Origin of the sequence: Aequorivita sinensis (assembly GCF_006346335.1) — a bacterium.
GTDB lineage: Bacteria > Bacteroidota > Bacteroidia > Flavobacteriales > Flavobacteriaceae > Aequorivita > Aequorivita sinensis.
Window position 1 is genome coordinate 78,818 of sequence record NZ_VDMC01000003.1, and the last position, 17,355, is coordinate 96,172.

The following is a 17,355-nucleotide window of genomic DNA, read 5'->3' on the forward strand; positions in this document are numbered from 1 at the left end:
TGAGGTTTACTAAACCTACTTGCCCAATTAAACAATTATAACTAGTCAATCCATAATCAAATAAAATGTACATTAAAAAAATATTAATAGCTATAGTATTATTAGGTGCCGTTGCCATGGGCGGATTTGCTTGGTATGTTTACAATACAGCTTTTACTCCAAATACAGCATTCAACAATAATGAAGCTCACGTATATATTCCAACCAATGCTACTATTCATGATGTAATTGATGAATTAGAACCGCTAATAGATAATCCAGATTCGTTTTTAGCTATAGCAGATAGAAAACAATATTCTTCTAGTATTAAAGCTGGTCATTTTATTATTAGAAAAGGAATGAGCAATAACGATATTGTAAATACTCTTAGAAGTAAAAATATTCCTATAAATATAAAATTCAATAACCAGGAACGATTGGAAAATTTGGCAGGACACATTTCTAGACAAATTGAAGCGGATAGCACTTCACTTATTACGGCTATGCGTGATCCTGAATTTTTAAAAGAAGTTGGATTAAATGATGATACAGCGCTTTCGCTTTATATTCCTAATACCTATGAATTTTACTGGAACACTTCAGCAGAGACTTTTCGCGAACGAATGAAAAAAGAATACGAACGTTTTTGGAGTGATTCACGAATTGAAAAGGCTAAAAAACAAAACCTCACAAAGGAGCAGGTAATGTCTTTGGCAGCAATTGTTCAAAAAGAAACTGCAAAAGTAGATGAACGCCCTAGAGTGGCAGGGGTTTATCTTAATCGATTAAAAGTGGGGATGTTACTTCAAGCGGATCCTACGGTTATATATGCTTTAAAACGGGAGACAAATGATTATGATCAAGTGATTAAACGTGTGCTGTATAAAGATTTAGAACTTGATTCGCCATATAACACCTATAAATATGCAGGAGTTCCGCCAGGTCCTATTGCAATGCCTGATATTTCTTCGATTGATGCTGTTTTAAATCCGGAGCAACACGATTATTATTACTTTGTGGCCGATGTTACTAATTTTGGCTATCATAAGTTTGCAAAAAATCTAGCCCAACACAATGCGAATAAAGCACAATATGTTCGTTGGGTAAATAGTCAAGGTCTAAATCGTTAATTATTCACGTTTAAATTTATTTGCCTTCTTAACCCTCTAGAAATAGAGGTTTATCTTTCTTTCACAATTAATTAACATCTTGTAAATCAGGTTTTTAAAAAAAGTCTTATCTTTGCGCCCTCAAAAGAAGGTGTAGCAATACACCCGAATTTTAGAATGAATGAAAAAAAGATATTATTTTATTATCACTTTACTTGTTGTTACCGTAATAGTAGGGACAGGTTTTAATGCAAATGAAAGCAACTACGATTTTTCAGTTTTTAGTACTGAAGGTATGGAGTTGAACTACAATGTGCCCACAGAAGACGAGCTAATTCCGTTAGACGCTCCTCTGAAACCTAAGTATTATTTATTCTTAGGAAAATCTTATTTAGGATTTAAAGAAGCTCTTGGTTTTAAAGAATCAAGAGGAGATTATCATGTAGTTAACCCTTATGGGTATATGGGAAAGTATCAGTTTTCAAAAAACACCCTGAAAATGATGGGACTTAGAGATGCTGATAACTTTCTTTATAACACTCGTCAACAAGAAGCAGCTTTTATGGCTTACACTTCTTTAAACAAGTGGATTTTACGTAAAGATATTAAACGAACTGTTGGCAAAGTAGTAGGAGGGGTTAAAGTTACAGAATCTGGTATCTTAGCGGCAGCGCATTTAGCAGGTGCTGGAAATGTAAAGAAGTTCCTTAGAAGTGGCGGTGCAGATGGTTTTGAAGATGCTAATGGCACTTCCATCCGTTACTACTTGCGAAAGTTTTCAGGCTATGATACTTCACATATTGTGCCTAATAGAAAACCAAGGATAATGTAATTAAACACTATCCGTGAATGATAAATAGGGTGGGTCTTTTATGAAGGTCCACCTTTATTTTTTTCCAAACACTCGCTGGAGCTGTTTTAATGTACTCCGAAGGCAAAGTAATGTCACAAGCAACACATATTCTAGTTTGTGGATTTAAGATGTCTATCAAGCTTTGAAGCATCTGGTTGTTACGATATGGCGTTTCAATAAAAAGCTGTGATTGATCGAAGTCTTTAGATAGCTTTTCTAGACGTTTTAATTCAGATTTTCTTTCACTTTTTTCGATAGGCAAATATCCATTGAAGGTGAAGTTTTGTCCGTTAAAACCACTTGCCATCATTGCAAGTAAAATGGAAGATGGTCCTACAAGAGGCACTACTTTTATACCATTCTCGTGAGCGTAATGAACCGCTCTTGCACCAGGATCGGCAATACCAGGACAACCAGCATCGCTTATAACTCCCACATCAAATCCTTCTAAACAGGGATTCAGCATAGCGGGAATTTCTTCAGGCTGAGTGAATTTGTTTATTTCTTGAAGCTTTAATGAAGATTGTTCTTTCTCTGGGGAAATACTTTTTATAAACCTCCTAGCATTTTTTTGATGCTCTACAATATAATGGTCTATTTTTTCAATAGTAGTTTGTACTGATGCTGGAAGCACAGCTAAAGGTGGTACGTCGCCTAAAGGGCAGGGTATAAGGTAAAGTTTTCCTTTTTCGGGCCTCATTATTGTTATTATTGAGTTATTAATTTTATGACAACAGCTTGTTCTTTTTCAGAAGTTATTTTCCTGAGGTATATGCCAGAATTCAAACTTGATATGTTCATTTTCTTATTGTCAGAAAGTACGTTTTCTTCAAATTAGGTAAGATTGAGTGTTATTAATTATTATCGTTAAATATTAATAACTACTAAGAGGCTTGAAGCGTCTATTAAAGTTTATTAGCAATTACTTCGCAAGCTTCATCTAGCATTTTGTAAACATTATCAAAGCCTGAATCTCCTCCGTAATAGGGATCTGGAACATCTACATTTTCTCCAGGGAATATTTCGTTTAAAATAAGTTTTACCTTACTTCTATGCTCGACATTTTTCGCAAGATCCAACACGTTTTCTTTGTTGGAATTATCCATAACGTATATGTGGTCAAACTCATCAAAATCATTAAGGCTGAATTGTCTTCCGCGTTGATCGGTTATGTCTAAATTATTTTTTTTAGCAACTGCAATACTTCTGCTGTCTGGTTTACTACCTACATGCCAGCTACCAGTACCTGCTGAGTCTACAATTACCTTTGACGAATCAACTTTAGATTTTAAAATGCCTTCGGCTAAAGGAGACCGGCAAATATTGCCTAGACATACCATTAAAACTTTTGTTTTTGCCAAAATGAAAATTTAAAGATTTGTAAAATAAAGTAAACGATTATTTGCTTAATTCTAAATGAGAACTAAATTATAAAGTCAACTTTTTGTTTAGATCTTCAACATACTTACGGAACTGCTTATCGGTGCTAGAAAGATTATCAACAGTTTTACATGCGTGTAATACAGTTGCGTGATCTCGCTGACCTATTTGTGAGCCGATAGAAGCTAGTGATGCTTTGGTTAGTTTTTTAGCAAAGAACATCGCTAATTGTCTAGCTTGTACAATATGTCTTTTTCGTGTTTTAGACTGAAGCGTGCTTACATCCATTTGGAAATAATCACTAACTACTTTTTGAATGTACTCTATAGAAACTTCACGCTTGGTGTGTTTCACATAGTTGTCAACAATCTTACGAGCAAGATCAATTGTAATTTCTTTTTTGTTGAATGATGAATGAGCAATTAAAGAAATAATAGCCCCTTCAAGTTCACGTATGTTGGTTTTAATGTTGTTTGCCAAAAACTCTATAATGTCTTCAGGCATATCAACACCATCACGGTATAATTTACTCTTTATAATTGCAATTCTTGTGGCGTAATCTGGGTGATTTAATTCTGCAGATAATCCCCACTTAAAGCGTGATAGTAATCGCTGTTCGATATCAATCATATCTACAGGTGCCTTATCACTTGTTAAAATAACCTGCTTTCCATTTTGGTGTAAATGATTGAAAATATGGAAGAAAACATCTTGAGTTCCAGCTTTACCCGAAAGCAGTTGAATGTCGTCAACTATTAATACATCTATTATTTGATAGAAGTGAATAAAGTCGTTTCTATTATTTTTAGTAACAGATTCTATATATTGTTGTGTGAATTTTTCAGCAGATATATACAGAACAGTTTTTTCTGGATATTTATCTTTTATGTCAACACCAATAGCGTGTGCTAAGTGAGTTTTTCCTAAACCTACCCCTCCAAATATCAACAGTGGGTTAAACGATGTTCCTCCTGGTTTGTTTGCTACTGCTAAACCTGCAGAGCGTGCCAAACGATTAGACTCTCCTTCTAGGAAGTTTTCAAAGTTGTAATTAGGATTTAATTGAGATTCAATCTTAACATTTCTAATTCCAGGAATTACAAATGGATTTTTTAATTCAGGACTTTTATTTTTTAATGGTACATCAATTTCTTGTGATCGTAAATTGCTGCGGTTGGCACTAGGAATTTTTTCAGTAAAGGGTTGCTTATTGCCATATGTATTTTCCATACGGATTATATAAACCAACTTGGCGTTCTTACCTAATTCTTTGGTAAGAGCAACTTTTAAAATTTTCACATAGTGCTCTTCTAGCCATTCGTAAAAAAACTTACTTGGCACTTGTATGCTGAGAGAGCAGTCAGCTAATTTAACGGCTTTAATTGGTTCGAACCATGTTTTATATGCTTGAGAAGAAATGTTGTCTTCTATAAAAGCCAAGCAGTTATTCCAAACCGATTCCGCAGTCTTGCTCATAATTTAATCTTGAATAATTTATTTTTAATTTTAGATGTGGCTAAAAAATAACGGATGGAGAGTTTCCGACCTATTTCCTAACAGTGCAAATATGTGAACAAAATAGTTATAAAAAAAACCACTTTGGGGTTGAAATATTCAATTTTTTTCGTCATACTCCACTTTCGATAAAGCTACAAAAAACTTTTATCAAACACTCACATATTTGCAAGAAGGCAGTTGTAAAAATAAGAAAGCGCTATTAAAAAATTAATTAGTTGCTTGTTTTATTTTACTTAGATAAGTTTTAGGTTTTAATAGAACTAAACGGAAAGACTTATAAGCAGTGGGATTTGTTTTAAATTGCTGGTTATAAGCGCGATAACTGTTTATGTTTTTCAGGCAATTGTTAAACATATTTTGCGGAAAAATTATTCGAAATTAATTTCTTTTTCCTGAAAAAATAAAGTTTCTGTTTTCAATTAATTTTTGAAATTTATAATCAATCTAAACTGTTTTAAAATTGATAAATTTAATTCGTGATTTTAAAAAAAGAAGCATTAAAATTTAAGCAGGTTTTTGAAATCTACAATTGGATGTTTAAACTTTAAATTGTTGATAAAGGTTGTTGAAAAGTGCAATAATTTTATCGGTTATTTTAAGACGCCTTAATTTAAAAATCATCAAATGTAATATCAGATATTAGTTTTTCTGATACTATTCTTGTTTATCTTCTTCCTTGATGATTTTTACTTTGTATGTATTTTCAAAAAGTTCAAAAATTCTATCTGCATCTTTTTTTCTAACAGAAATTTCGAACTCACAATTCAGTTCAAGTTTCTGATTTACGATTTTGATGTTTTCGTCTTTTAAAATTCGCATTACAGTATTCATTTCAGGATATTCACATTGTACAAAAAAGATTTCGTCTATAGTTTTAGTGTGAATTCGGCAAGTTTCTAATGCCATTTGCGCAGTAGTTTTATACGCTTGTATTAATCCGCCCACCCCAAGCTTTGTTCCGCCAAAATAGCGCACAACTACCACCAATATATTAGTAACATCAAAAGATTGCAATTGACCGTATATTGGCATTCCAGCGCTATTTGAAGGTTCCCCATCATCATTTGCGCGATAATGTTCGTAGCTTTTGCCTAACTGCCAAGCATAACACCAATGTCGTGCACTGTAGTGTTGCTTTTTAAGATCTTCTAAATGCTCTTTAATTATTTCTTCTGAAGTAACAGGAAAAGCATAGCCAAAAAACTTACTTCCTTTCTCTTTGTAAAGAACTTCTTCCGATGGTTTTAAAATGGTTTTATATGTGTCTTTTTCCGTTTCCAAAAGTGTGTTTTTAATTTTTAAACTACCATTTTTCCAAAGCTATAAATAATATACTTAGCACAGCCAACCCAATTCCAATCCAGTTTTTTCTCAATAACTTTTCCTTAAAAAGTAAAATACCTAACATTGTTGAAGTCATTACAATCGCAACGTTATTTACAGTAAAAACTCCAGAGCTTTCAAGTATATTGCTGCGTAGTGCTTCAACTAGAAAGTAAACGGAAAAGTAGTTTGGAATACCTAAAGCAATTCCACCAAATAGGTTTTTAAATTCAAACTTAAAACTTCCTTTAACTAATTGAAATATTAGTATTGCAAATCCAATAAGGCCTGCCATGGCATAAATTGTTGCTGAAAATATTGGGATATCGTTTTTAGCAATAAACTCGCCTTCTAAATATTTGATAGTTGTGTCTATGGTGCCACTCCCTAAAAATACCAGAACAGGAAAAATAAAATTTGATAATTTTATTTTAATTCCATCTTTAGTTTTAATAGAAGCTAGGTACACAGCAACTAAAGCGAGGATAATTCCAATAATTTTAAAAAACCCAAGACTTTCTTTATAATATAATAACCCGAATAGAATTGGGATAACTACACTCATTTTTGTAGCTACTGAAACCACCGAAAGTCCACTGCGTTGTGTTGTTATCGCCATTAGGTTGAAAACCAAAATAAATAATCCACCTAAACCAAGGGCAAATGGAAACCATTCAAATTGTGGTACTTCAGAAAATTTTATTGAATTTTTTTGAAGGATAATTCCGCAGATACAAGCAGTAACATAATTAAACGTAAGGGCTTGAAAAGTATTGATTTTAAAACGTGAAAAAAGCTTAAAAACCACAAAAATCATTGTGGAAGAAAGTATGCTAAAGAGAAGCGCTATCAAATGCTAGGGTTTTTAAATATTCTTAATGTATCTTCCTTTATCATTTTTTCCGAAGAAATATCACCTTTAAAAAGAGGGGCCTTTATTCCTTCGCTAAAAGTGTTGTTTCCTGTAAAAACATACGCTTCATCCCAAAGTGACGCGTCGATGAATGCTTGTAAGGTATTTGAACCTCCTTCAATGATTACAGATTGAATATTGTTTCTGAAAAGAACATTACAGATTTGTTGTGGGATATTCTTTTTGAAATCTAATTTCTCAAATTCAATATTATCTGAAATTTTGCTCTCTTTATTGTTAAAAACAATAGTTTTTACATTCGCATCAAAAACTGAAACATCTGGCGAAATTTTTAAGGTTCTATCGATAATAACTCGCACTGGATTTTTGCCATGCCAATCTCTTACTGTGAGTGTTGGATTGTCTTCTAAAACAGTATTAGTGCCGACTAAAATTGCCTGTTCTTCAGCTCGCATTTTATGCACAATTTGTCGTGAAAATTTATTTGTAATCCAGACTGGTTTTTTTTCATTTCGTGTTTCGCTCTTTGGGGCGATAAAGCCATCCGTTGTTTGCGCCCACTTCAAGAAAATATAAGGTCTTTTTTTGGTGTGAAACGTAAAAAACCGCTTGTTAAGTTCGTTACATTCCTTGTCTAAAATTCCAACAATCACTTCGCATCCAGCTTCTATAAGTCTTTTAATTCCACGGCCGGCAACTTGAGGGTTAGGGTCTAAGCTCCCAATTACAACTTTTTTAATCCCAGATTCAATTATTAGATTGGCGCAGGGTGGAGTTTTTCCAAAATGACTGCAAGGCTCTAGACTTACATATATTGTAGCATCTTTTAAGAATTCTCGATTTTCTATGCTTTTTAAGGCGTTAACTTCAGCGTGTGGTTGTCCTGCTTGATAATGCCAGCCTTCGCCAATAATCTTATTATTGTGTACAACAACGCTTCCCACTAACGGATTTGGATAGGTGGTTCCTAGTCCGTTTTTAGCGAGTTGTATACATCGCAACATATATTTTTCGTGTATCTTCACAGCGTAAAAATACAAGGTTTTAATTAGAATGAACACACCAATTATCCGACTTATTAAAAAGAGTGATAATCTTCAAATTGCCAAAGTAATACGTGCTATTTTGGAGGATTTCAACGTGCCAAAAGTTGGTACCGCCTATGCTGATACTGCTTTAGATTGTATGTATGAAACCTATAACAAACCCAAAACTGCATATTTTGTAGTTGAAGTAAATAATAAAGTAATTGGAGGCGCGGGAATTGCTAAATTGGATAATTTTGACGGAAACGTTTGTGAACTTCAAAAAATGTATTTTTTACCCGAAGCAAGAGGAAGAGGTATTGGGAAGCAAATGATGGAAGTATGTTTGTCAAAAGCGCGGGATTTTGGTTATGAGGAAATATATCTCGAAACTATGGAATATATGACCCAAGCTCAGAAACTTTACAAACAATCGGGATTTGAATATATTGAGGCTAGAATGGGGGATACGGGACATTATTCTTGTCAAGTACATATGTTGAAATCGTTGTAAATTCCATATAATTATCAAAATTCAATTTCAAGTAAAAATTAAGACAGCTTTTGAAAATTTCAGAATTAAAAAATTACTTTCACGAACAACTTTCAGGACTTTATCCTTCGGAAGAAATTCAATCTTTTTTTTATATACTTTCTGAAGAATACCTTAATCTTTCTCGGGTTAATATTGCTTTAAATCCCGAAACAGAAGTCTCAGCAAACGATTATGATAAGTTTCAAATTGCGCTTTTTAAACTTAATAATCACGAGCCTATTCAATATATAATAGGAGAAACAGAATTTTATGGACTTCCATTTAAAGTGAATAAATATACATTAATTCCCCGTCCAGAAACAGAGGAGTTAATAGATTATATAATTTCTAATCATAAAACCACCACTCAGCATTCTGAACCCACTTCTATACTTGACATAGGCACAGGGAGTGGTTGTATTGCTGTTTCTTTGGCTAAAAACCTTTCAAATGCTAAAGTGTCTGCTTTGGATATTTCAGAAAAGGCAATACAGGTCGCAACTGAGAATGCAGAAATTAATAATGTAAAGGTTGATTTTTTTCAAACCGATATTATAAAAGTAACAGCACTTCCAGAACATTACGATATTATAGTTTCCAATCCACCTTATGTGCGGGAATTGGAAAAAGAAATGATGCAGGAAAATGTTTTAAGGCATGAGCCGGATTCTGCGTTATATGTGACTAACAGTGATCCATTGCTGTTTTATAGATCAATTTCACGCTTAGCAAAAATACATTTAAAGCCTGGCGGAAAACTATTTTTCGAGATTAATGAGTACCTTGCTGATGAAATGATACAGCTTTTAAAGGATGAAGGATTTAAAAAAATAGAGGTGAAAAAGGACATTTTTGGGAAAGATCGCATGATGAAGTGTTTTAAGTAGTCTACTTAGAATTCGATGCTTTAGCGCAAAAAGCCATTATAACCGAGCAAAGAGATTTGATTATGAATAAACTTGAAAAAATATGTGTTTTCTGTGGAAGCAGTGAAGGTAATGATCTTGCAATAACTGCTGCTGCTGAAAAACTAGGAAAAATATTCGTTGAAAGAAATATAACATTGGTATATGGAGCTGCGAAGATTGGCGTGATGGGAGTTATAGCAAAAAGCGTTTTGGATAACAAAGGAAAGGTAATGGGGATAATTCCAAACTTTTTAAAGAAAAAGGAAGTTGTTCACCTAGGACTTACTGAGCTCATAACTACCGATAATATGCATCAACGCAAATTAAAAATGCAGGAAAATAGCGATGGTTTTATTGCACTACCTGGAGGAATGGGAACTTTAGAAGAGCTTTTTGAAATTATTACTTGGCTTCAGCTTGGTTTGCATTCAAAACCAATTGGGTTATTAAATGTCAATGGTTTTTACAACGATCTTGTAAAAATGCTGGAAACCATGGTGCGTAAAGGATTCCTTTCTATGGATAATTACAATTTGCTTTTAGTAGATTCTAATCCTCAGCAACTTCTTAATAAAATGGAGAAATTTAAGCCTACAGATCAGCCAAAATGGTTGAATGAAGATAGAACGTAGGGATTGTCTATATCAAAGTTGTTCTTTAATTTAAGGTTTTATGAATGAATTAGAAGAGTTTTGCTTTTTTCGATGTGTAAAATAGGTCTCTTCTCTTTTATAATAGTGCTTTAGTTTTATATTTGTTCTATGAATATTGAACAGCAAATTACATCGCTTCGAAACGAGTTAAGAGAGCATAACTACAACTACTACGTGCTTGATAATCCAACTATTACCGATTTTGAATTTGATCAAAAACTGAAACAACTTCAAGATTTAGAAAAAGCACATCCAGAATTTCACGATCCAAATTCGCCAACATTAAGAGTTGGTGGTGAAATCACTAAAAATTTTAAAACCATTCCGCATACTTTCAGAATGTATTCTTTGGATAATTCTTATTCAAAAGAAGATTTAGAGGATTGGGAAAAGCGTATTGAAAAAATGGTGGATGGCAATGTGGAATTCACTTGTGAGCTAAAGTACGATGGAGCTTCAATAAGTCTTACTTATGAAGATGGTAAGCTTGTAAAAGCTGTTACTCGTGGTGATGGTTTTCAGGGGGATGATGTTACGGCAAATGTAAAAACCATACGTTCTGTTCCTTTACAATTAAAAGGAGATTATCCGCCATTATTTGATATTCGAGGTGAAATTGTTTTGCCTTTTGAAGGTTTTACAAAGATGAATGCCGAAAGAGTAGAAGCAGGAGAAGAACCTTATAGAAATCCACGAAACACCGCATCGGGTAGTTTAAAACTTCAAGATAGTGCCGAAGTGGCAAAACGTCCGTTAGAATGTTTGTTGTATAGTTTAGTGGGGGTAAGGCTTCCTATAAAAACCCAATTTGAGAGTTTAGAAAAAGCAAGACAGTGGGGTTTTAAAGTGCCAACTGAAGCCAAACTGGCAAAAAGTTTGGATGAGGTCTTGGCTTTTGTTAATTATTGGGATATCCATCGCCACGAATTACCTTATGAAACAGATGGGGTTGTTGTAAAAGTTAACAACCTTCAACAACAAGAAGAGCTGGGTTATACAGCAAAATCTCCACGTTGGGCAATGGCTTATAAATTTAAAGCAGAGCAGGTTTCCACGGTTTTAAATCAAATCACCTATCAAGTTGGGCGAACGGGAGCAATTACTCCAGTTGCAAACTTAGAGGCGGTTGAATTGGCTGGAACTATTGTAAAAAGAGCTTCGCTTCACAATGCAGATCAGATTGAAAAACTCGATGTTCGAGAGCGCGATACGGTTTTTGTAGAAAAAGGAGGAGAGATTATTCCGAAGATTATTGGAGTAGATTTTACGCAAAGAGACCCTAATTCGCAGCCCACTCAATATATAAGTGAGTGTCCAGAATGTAGTACACCGTTAGTGCGTACAGAAGGTGAGGCGCAACATTATTGTCCTAATGCTGAAGGTTGCCCGCCTCAAATTATTGGTAGAATTCAACATTTTATCTCGCGAAAAGCGATGGATATAGAAGGATTAGGAGGCGAAACGGTTGCATTGTTGGTAAACAATGGATTGATAAATAACTACGCCGATCTATATCTTTTAAAATCTGAACAAATTATTCCGTTAGAGCGAATGGCGCAAAAAAGTGCCGAGAATATTGTAAACGGGATTGAAGCTTCAAAACAAATACCTTTTGAAAGGGTTCTTTTTGGCTTAGGAATTCGTTACGTTGGAGAAACAGTGGCTAAAAAACTAGCAAAACACTACAAAACGATTGATGCTCTAATTAATGCTTCGGAAACAGATTTAGTTACTGTAGATGAAATTGGAGAGCGTATTGCTCAAAGTGTAGTGTCGTTTTTCGCTTCAGAAGAAAACCTTACTATCATTGAAAGATTGAAAAGCTACGGCGTTCAGCTAGAGATTTCTGCCGACGAACTTGCCAATCAAACAGACACTTTAAACGGACAGGTTTTTGTGGTTTCTGGCGTCTTTACAAAGGTTTCTCGTAATGAGCTCAAAAAGCTAATTGAAGATAATGGAGGGAAAATTTCAAGTTCTATCTCTTCTAAAACAAATTTTGTAGTAGCAGGAGACAATATGGGACCTAGTAAAAGAACCAAAGCTGAAAGCTTAGGTGTGGCAATTATCTCTGAAGACAATTTTCTTGAAATGATTGGCTTTTAGTAGGAAATATAGATTAAAAGTTTTCATAAATAAACCATGTTAAAATTGGAATTAAAAACTTCAAAAATGAATTTCAATTTGAAGGTCTAATAATCCTTAAATATATTATTTTTGAGAGGCAAAATTATGCTTTCAATGCTGAAAAAAATCAAACTTAAATCTTTAAAAAATCAAACTGCAAAAAGCTTAGAATCACGCGATTTTTCTCAAAGAAATACGCCTTTAAAGTCTTTAGGTTTTCTGGTTGATGAGTCTTATTTTGACGACTTTGAAAGATTTTATGATCTTGGAGTCTCCCTTGGTTTGCAAAGAAAAGATATTAGGGTCTTTACTTTTATGGAGACCCGAAAAAAGCTACCTACATTAAGGCAAAACCAAATTACGAATAAAGAGTTTAACTGGAGAGGTGATATTAATAATCAAATAGCTAGAGAATTTCTCGATTTCGATTTTGATGTATTAATTGGGTTTACAAATACGGAAAATGATTTTTTAGATGCCTTAATTGCACAAAGCAAAGCAAAATTTAAAATAGGATTTAATGGAGCAGATGAAAGACTTTTTGACTTGATGTTGGCTGTAGATCCGAAAAATAAAGCTGACTTTAAAGCTGAGGTAACTAAATATTTAAAAATCTTAAAAAAAATATAGGTTGCACTGTAATCTTAATAAATAATAAAACACTAAAATGAAAGAATTAATAGGGACTGGAGTTGCGTTAATCACCCCATTTAAGAGTGATTTTTCGGTTGATGTAGAAGGACTTAAAAATGTAGTAAACTTCAATATTGATAATGGTATCGATTACTTAGTAGTTCTTGGAACTACAGCAGAAAGTGCGACCTTGTCTAAAGAAGAGAAGCAGTTGGTTATTGATACCGTAGTTTCTATAAATAACGGAAGACTTCCTTTGGTAATAGGCATTGGAGGTAACAACACTAAAGAGGTTATTGCTGAAATGAATAAACGTGATCTTTCTGCTTTTACTGCAATACTTTCAGTGTCTCCTTTTTACAACAAACCAACGCAGGAAGGAATTTATCAGCATTTTGCTGCCATAGCAAAAGAAGCTCCACTTCCTGTGATTTTATATAATGTTCCTGGTAGAACAGCATCAAATATGTTGCCTGAGACTGTAGTTCGTTTGGCGAATGATTTTGATAAAATTGTGGCGATTAAAGAAGCTGCGGGAGATATTGTTCAGGCTATGAAATTGATTTCTGGCTGCCCAAAAGATTTCTTAGTTATTTCTGGCGACGATATGATTACCTTGCCTATGGTGCTTGCTGGTGGTGCTGGAGTTATATCGGTTATAGGAGAAGGATTTCCAAAAGAATTTTCAAAAATGGTGAAGCTTGGTCTTGATAAAAAAGTAGATGAAGCTTATGAAATTCACTATAAAATTACTCCTGCAATCGATTATATTTTTGCAGAAGGAAACCCAGCTGGAATTAAAGCTGTATTCCAAAAATTAGGAATTTGTAATGATACTGTAAGGCTACCCCTAGTTGGTGTAAGTGATGGATTGAGAGCCAAAATAGATTCTTTCGTTCAGGATTTCTAGTACTCTAAGAATTCGGTATTGCGTTAAATTTTTCAAAAGGTGTGCAAATAATAGCTTTTAGGGCAATAATTTAGCGTAATAATAAGTTTTGTTGAATCCCGTTTAATTGCCTATTTTTGCACGATGTTTTTTAAGCCCATGAGATTACCTTTTTTTATAATACTTTGTCTTACAATTTTACTTTCATCTTGTAGCCAATACCAAGAGGTGTTGCGTAAGGATGATATTGGTAAGAAATACGCTTTTGCAGATTCGCTCTATCAAATGGGTAAATACCGTAAAGGTTTAAAATTGATGGAACAAATTGTTCCGTTATATAGAGGTAAACCACAAGGTGAAAAACTAATGTTTATCTATGCAAATACGTATTACAACTTAGAAGATTATTACCTTGCTGGTTATCAGTTTGAGCGTTTTACCCAAGCTTATCCACAAAGTGATAGTGTTGAGGTTGCATCGTTTAAATCGGCAAAAAGTTTTTACGAACTTTCACCTAGGTTTTCATTAGACCAAAGAGACACTCATAAAGGGTTGGAAAAACTTCAGGAGTTTATAAACACATATCCAAACTCTGATAAGAGAATGGAGGCTAACGAACTTGTTGCCGAATTGCGTGAAAAACTTGAGAAAAAAGAATTCAAAACTGCAGCACAATATCTACATGTAGAGGATTACAAGTCTGCAATTGAAGCTTTCGATAACTTTATAACAGATAATCCTGGATCTATTTATAGAAGAGAAGCATTTTTTAATCGTTTCGTTTCAGCTTATAAACTTGCAATAAATAGTATTCCAAGTTTGGTACAAGAGCGATTAGATATTGCAAAAGGGCACTATAAAAATTTTATGAAATATTACAAGGATACAGATTTAGCCTCTGAAGCTGTTGAAATATATGAAGATATAGAGCGCAGAACTGTAACCGAAGAAACAACACCTACTATTTAATTAATTTACTATGGATATTAAAAACTCAGAAGCACCTGTTAACACTGTCACTTTAGACAAAAACTTAATTGATGCTCCAACAAACAACATTTACGAAGCTATTTCTATTATTTCGAAAAGAGCTACGCAAATAAACGGCGATATTAAGAAAGAGCTTTTAGAAAAACTAGATGAGTTTGCAACTTATAACGATAGTTTAGAGGAGATTTTTGAAAACAAAGAACAAATAGAGGTTTCAAAATTCTACGAAAGATTGCCAAAACCACACGCTTTAGCAGTGCAGGAATGGTTAGAAAATAAAATTTACTACAGAAATACTGCTGATGAAGTAGTAGAGTAAAAGTGTAAAAGAAATAGCTCAAAGTTGAAAATTATTTTAGCTTTGAGCTATATATTTATAATCTGAAAAATTAGATAATGTCTGTTTTGAACCGGAAAAATATCTTGCTTGGCATTACCGGCGGGATTGCCGCGTACAAAGCAGCTTTTTTAGTTAGGCTTCTTGTGAAAAAGGGAGCTAACGTAAAAGTAGTAATGACTTCTTCTGCAAAAGAATTTGTTACACCTTTAACGCTTGCCACGCTTTCTAAAAACGAAGTGTTTTCTTCTTTTACAAATGAAGAAACTGACACCGAAAGCAATCGTGAAGCACAGTGGAATAACCACGTTGAGTTAGCACTTTGGGCAGACTTGATGTTGATTGCACCAGCTACTGCAAATACACTTTCTAAAATGGCAAATGGAGGCTGCGATAATTTGTTACTCGCTTGCTATCTTTCTGCAAAATGTCCTGTCTATTACGCTCCGGCAATGGATTTGGATATGTATCAGCATCCAACTACAAATCAAACTTTTGAAAAATTAGAAAGTTTTGGGAATATTCAGATTCCTGCGGCTTTTGGTGAACTTGCGAGTGGGTTAGTAGGTCAAGGAAGAATGGCAGAGCCTGAAGACATTGTTTCTTTCTTAGAAAATGATATTCTTGGAAAGCTTCCACTTCGGGGTAAGAACATTTTAATCACTGCAGGTCCAACCTATGAAGCTATTGATCCTGTTCGATTTATAGGAAATCACTCTAGCGGGAAAATGGGGTATTCCATTGCCGAAACAGCAGCGGAATTAGGTGCTGAGGTTGTTCTGATTTCTGGACCATCTGCATTAAAGCTGGAGAATGATTTTGTAAAATTAATTCGTATTACTTCGGCAGAAGAAATGTATCAAGCGGCTCACAAATATTTTGATACAAGTGATATCGCAATACTAAGTGCAGCAGTTGCAGATTACAGACCCGCAGAAGTTTCTTCAGAAAAGATTAAAAAGAAAACGGATAATCTTACAATAGAACTTACAAAAACAAAAGACATACTTGCTTCACTTGGTGCGATTAAGAAAAAGCAATTTCTAGTTGGATTTGCATTGGAAACTCAAAACGAAGAAGAAAATGCAAAATCGAAACTCAAAAAAAAGAATTTAGATTTAATTGTGCTAAATTCGCTACGAGATAAAGGTGCTGGTTTTAAATCGGACACCAATAAAGTTACTTTAATAGCTAAAGACAATAAAATGTTGCCTTTCCCTGTTAAACCTAAAAAAGAAGTAGCTAAAGATATTTTAGAATATATTATAGAAAACATCCATGCGTAAACTATTATTTTTTATACTATGCACCGCAATTATAGTTCCTGCAACTGCGCAAGAATTAAATTGTACGGTAACTGTTGATGCTGAAAAAACAGGACAACCAAACCTTCAGGTTTTTAGCACACTACAGAGTCAATTACTTGAGTTTATAAACAATACAAAATGGACAGATAAAGTTTATAAAAACCAAGAAAGAATTGATTGTAATATGACCTTGGTGATCAATAGTTACGAAGGTGAGACTTTTAGTGGAACACTTCAAATACAATCTTCAAGACCTGTTTATGGATCTACTTATGACAGTCCTGTTTACAACTATTACGACAAGCAGGTTTCTTTTAGATATAAGGAATTTGAACCATTAGCGCTTAATCTTAACTCATTCGATTCTAACCTTATTTCGGTTATTGCATTTCACGTTTATACAGTAATCGGGCTTGATGCCGATACGTTTAGCCCTGAAGGAGGAAAGCCTTATTTTGAAATCGCTAAACAAATAACGAGTACTGCAGCTTCTAGTAGTTATTCTGGATGGAAAGCTACTGATGGTAACCAAACAAGATATAGTTATAACGATGCTTTATTATCTTCTGTTTATAAAGATTTTCACGATGCAATGTATATGTATCACCGTGAAGGAATGGATAAAATGGAGTCTAATCAATTAGAAGGGAAAAAAGTTATAGCCGATGCTATTAATAGATTAAAAGGAATTAGCGATAGACGTCCAAATTCGTATTTAGTTCGTACTTTCTTTGATGCAAAAACCGATGAAATTCAAGCTGTTTTCAGTGGAGGTCCAAAAGTTGATATTACTAAACTAGTAGAAAACTTAAATAGACTTGCCCCTACAAAACGCAGCAATTGGTCTGAGATTAAGTATTAACTTCAACGTTAAACTACATACGGTTAAACGCGAGAATATTAGTTCTTACTTAA

General features: G+C 33.9%; 18 protein-coding genes and 1 pseudogene. 12 read left to right on the forward strand and 7 right to left on the reverse strand.

Features of this window, described 5'->3' with window-relative positions; genetic code table 11:
* Positions 1 to 65 precede the first annotated feature (65 nt).
* Both mltG and FHP04_RS06080 read left to right on the forward strand, forming a co-directional pair.
* Positions 66 to 1,109: an endolytic transglycosylase MltG gene (gene mltG, locus FHP04_RS06075; protein WP_139855111.1), complete on the forward strand. Its 1,044-nt coding sequence runs from the start codon at positions 66 to 68 to the stop codon at positions 1,107 to 1,109.
* Positions 1,110 to 1,269: 160 nt separating this feature from the next.
* Positions 1,270 to 1,920, forward strand: coding sequence for a peptidoglycan-binding protein LysM (locus FHP04_RS06080; protein ID WP_139855112.1), 651 nt, complete (start codon positions 1,270 to 1,272; stop codon positions 1,918 to 1,920).
* Between the two features lie 7 nt (positions 1,921 to 1,927).
* Here the strand turns inward: FHP04_RS06080 and FHP04_RS06085 are convergent, their stop codons facing one another.
* The 7 genes and pseudogenes from FHP04_RS06085 to ribD all read right to left on the reverse strand — a co-directional run bounded on the left by FHP04_RS06085 (position 1,928) and on the right by ribD (position 8,061).
* Complete coding sequence (locus FHP04_RS06085) at positions 1,928 to 2,641, reverse strand: SAM-dependent methyltransferase (protein WP_139855113.1); 714 nt, start codon at positions 2,639 to 2,641, stop codon at positions 1,928 to 1,930.
* Positions 2,642 to 2,649: 8 nt separating this feature from the next.
* Positions 2,650 to 2,751 (reverse strand): annotated as a pseudogene (locus FHP04_RS14825) (hypothetical protein); the annotation flags it as partial.
* 95 nt (positions 2,752 to 2,846) lie between these two features.
* Positions 2,847 to 3,281, reverse strand: a complete 435-nt coding sequence (locus tag FHP04_RS06095; protein ID WP_139855288.1) for a low molecular weight protein-tyrosine-phosphatase — start codon at positions 3,279 to 3,281, stop codon at positions 2,847 to 2,849.
* Positions 3,282 to 3,369: 88 nt separating this feature from the next.
* Positions 3,370 to 4,797, reverse strand: a complete 1,428-nt coding sequence (dnaA, locus tag FHP04_RS06100) for a chromosomal replication initiator protein DnaA (protein WP_139855115.1) — start codon at positions 4,795 to 4,797, stop codon at positions 3,370 to 3,372.
* Between the two features lie 696 nt (positions 4,798 to 5,493).
* Positions 5,494 to 6,120, reverse strand: coding sequence for an IMPACT family protein (locus tag FHP04_RS06105; protein WP_139855116.1), 627 nt, complete (start codon positions 6,118 to 6,120; stop codon positions 5,494 to 5,496).
* Positions 6,121 to 6,142: 22 nt separating this feature from the next.
* Positions 6,143 to 7,015, reverse strand: a complete 873-nt coding sequence (locus FHP04_RS06110; protein ID WP_139855117.1) for a DMT family transporter — start codon at positions 7,013 to 7,015, stop codon at positions 6,143 to 6,145.
* Entirely contained in the window at positions 7,012 to 8,061 is a 1,050-nt protein-coding gene (gene ribD, locus FHP04_RS06115; RefSeq protein ID WP_179951774.1) for a bifunctional diaminohydroxyphosphoribosylaminopyrimidine deaminase/5-amino-6-(5-phosphoribosylamino)uracil reductase RibD, read from the reverse strand. The genes FHP04_RS06110 and ribD overlap by 4 nt, the downstream gene beginning before the upstream one ends.
* A gap of 28 nt (positions 8,062 to 8,089) precedes the next feature.
* Here ribD and FHP04_RS06120 point away from each other — a divergent pair, with 28 nt between their 5' ends.
* The 10 genes from FHP04_RS06120 (at position 8,090) to porD (ending at position 17,302) form a co-directional block, all read left to right on the forward strand.
* Positions 8,090 to 8,575 (forward strand): GNAT family N-acetyltransferase, encoded by a 486-nt coding sequence (locus FHP04_RS06120; RefSeq protein ID WP_139855118.1) that lies wholly within the window; start codon positions 8,090 to 8,092, stop codon positions 8,573 to 8,575.
* A gap of 50 nt (positions 8,576 to 8,625) precedes the next feature.
* On the forward strand, positions 8,626 to 9,483 hold the full coding sequence (gene prmC, locus FHP04_RS06125; RefSeq protein WP_139855119.1) for a peptide chain release factor N(5)-glutamine methyltransferase: 858 nt from the start codon (positions 8,626 to 8,628) through the stop codon (positions 9,481 to 9,483).
* A 62-nt stretch (positions 9,484 to 9,545) separates the two neighbouring features.
* Positions 9,546 to 10,136 (forward strand): LOG family protein, encoded by a 591-nt coding sequence (locus tag FHP04_RS06130; RefSeq protein WP_139855120.1) that lies wholly within the window; start codon positions 9,546 to 9,548, stop codon positions 10,134 to 10,136.
* 129 nt (positions 10,137 to 10,265) lie between these two features.
* Positions 10,266 to 12,263, forward strand: a complete 1,998-nt coding sequence (gene ligA, locus FHP04_RS06135; RefSeq protein ID WP_139855121.1) for an NAD-dependent DNA ligase LigA — start codon at positions 10,266 to 10,268, stop codon at positions 12,261 to 12,263.
* A 111-nt stretch (positions 12,264 to 12,374) separates the two neighbouring features.
* Positions 12,375 to 12,914, forward strand: a complete 540-nt coding sequence (locus tag FHP04_RS06140) for a DUF6913 domain-containing protein (protein WP_158319121.1) — start codon at positions 12,375 to 12,377, stop codon at positions 12,912 to 12,914.
* A 37-nt stretch (positions 12,915 to 12,951) separates the two neighbouring features.
* The gene (gene dapA, locus FHP04_RS06145; protein ID WP_139855123.1) at positions 12,952 to 13,827 is read left to right on the forward strand and encodes a 4-hydroxy-tetrahydrodipicolinate synthase; all 876 of its coding nucleotides are present in this window, start codon (positions 12,952 to 12,954) and stop codon (positions 13,825 to 13,827) included.
* A gap of 138 nt (positions 13,828 to 13,965) precedes the next feature.
* Positions 13,966 to 14,775: an outer membrane protein assembly factor BamD gene (locus FHP04_RS06150; RefSeq protein ID WP_139855124.1), complete on the forward strand. Its 810-nt coding sequence runs from the start codon at positions 13,966 to 13,968 to the stop codon at positions 14,773 to 14,775.
* Between the two features lie 10 nt (positions 14,776 to 14,785).
* A complete protein-coding gene (locus FHP04_RS06155) occupies positions 14,786 to 15,115 on the forward strand; it encodes a DNA-directed RNA polymerase subunit omega (protein WP_139855125.1) in 330 nt (109 codons plus the stop codon).
* Positions 15,116 to 15,192: 77 nt separating this feature from the next.
* Entirely contained in the window at positions 15,193 to 16,419 is a 1,227-nt protein-coding gene (coaBC, locus tag FHP04_RS06160) for a bifunctional phosphopantothenoylcysteine decarboxylase/phosphopantothenate--cysteine ligase CoaBC (RefSeq protein WP_139855126.1), read from the forward strand.
* Positions 16,412 to 17,302 carry a type IX secretion system protein PorD gene (gene porD, locus FHP04_RS06165; protein ID WP_139855127.1) on the forward strand — a complete coding sequence of 297 codons (891 nt, stop codon included), beginning with the start codon at positions 16,412 to 16,414 and terminating at the stop codon, positions 17,300 to 17,302. Before coaBC ends, porD begins: the two co-directional genes overlap by 8 nt.
* Positions 17,303 to 17,355 lie beyond the last annotated feature (53 nt).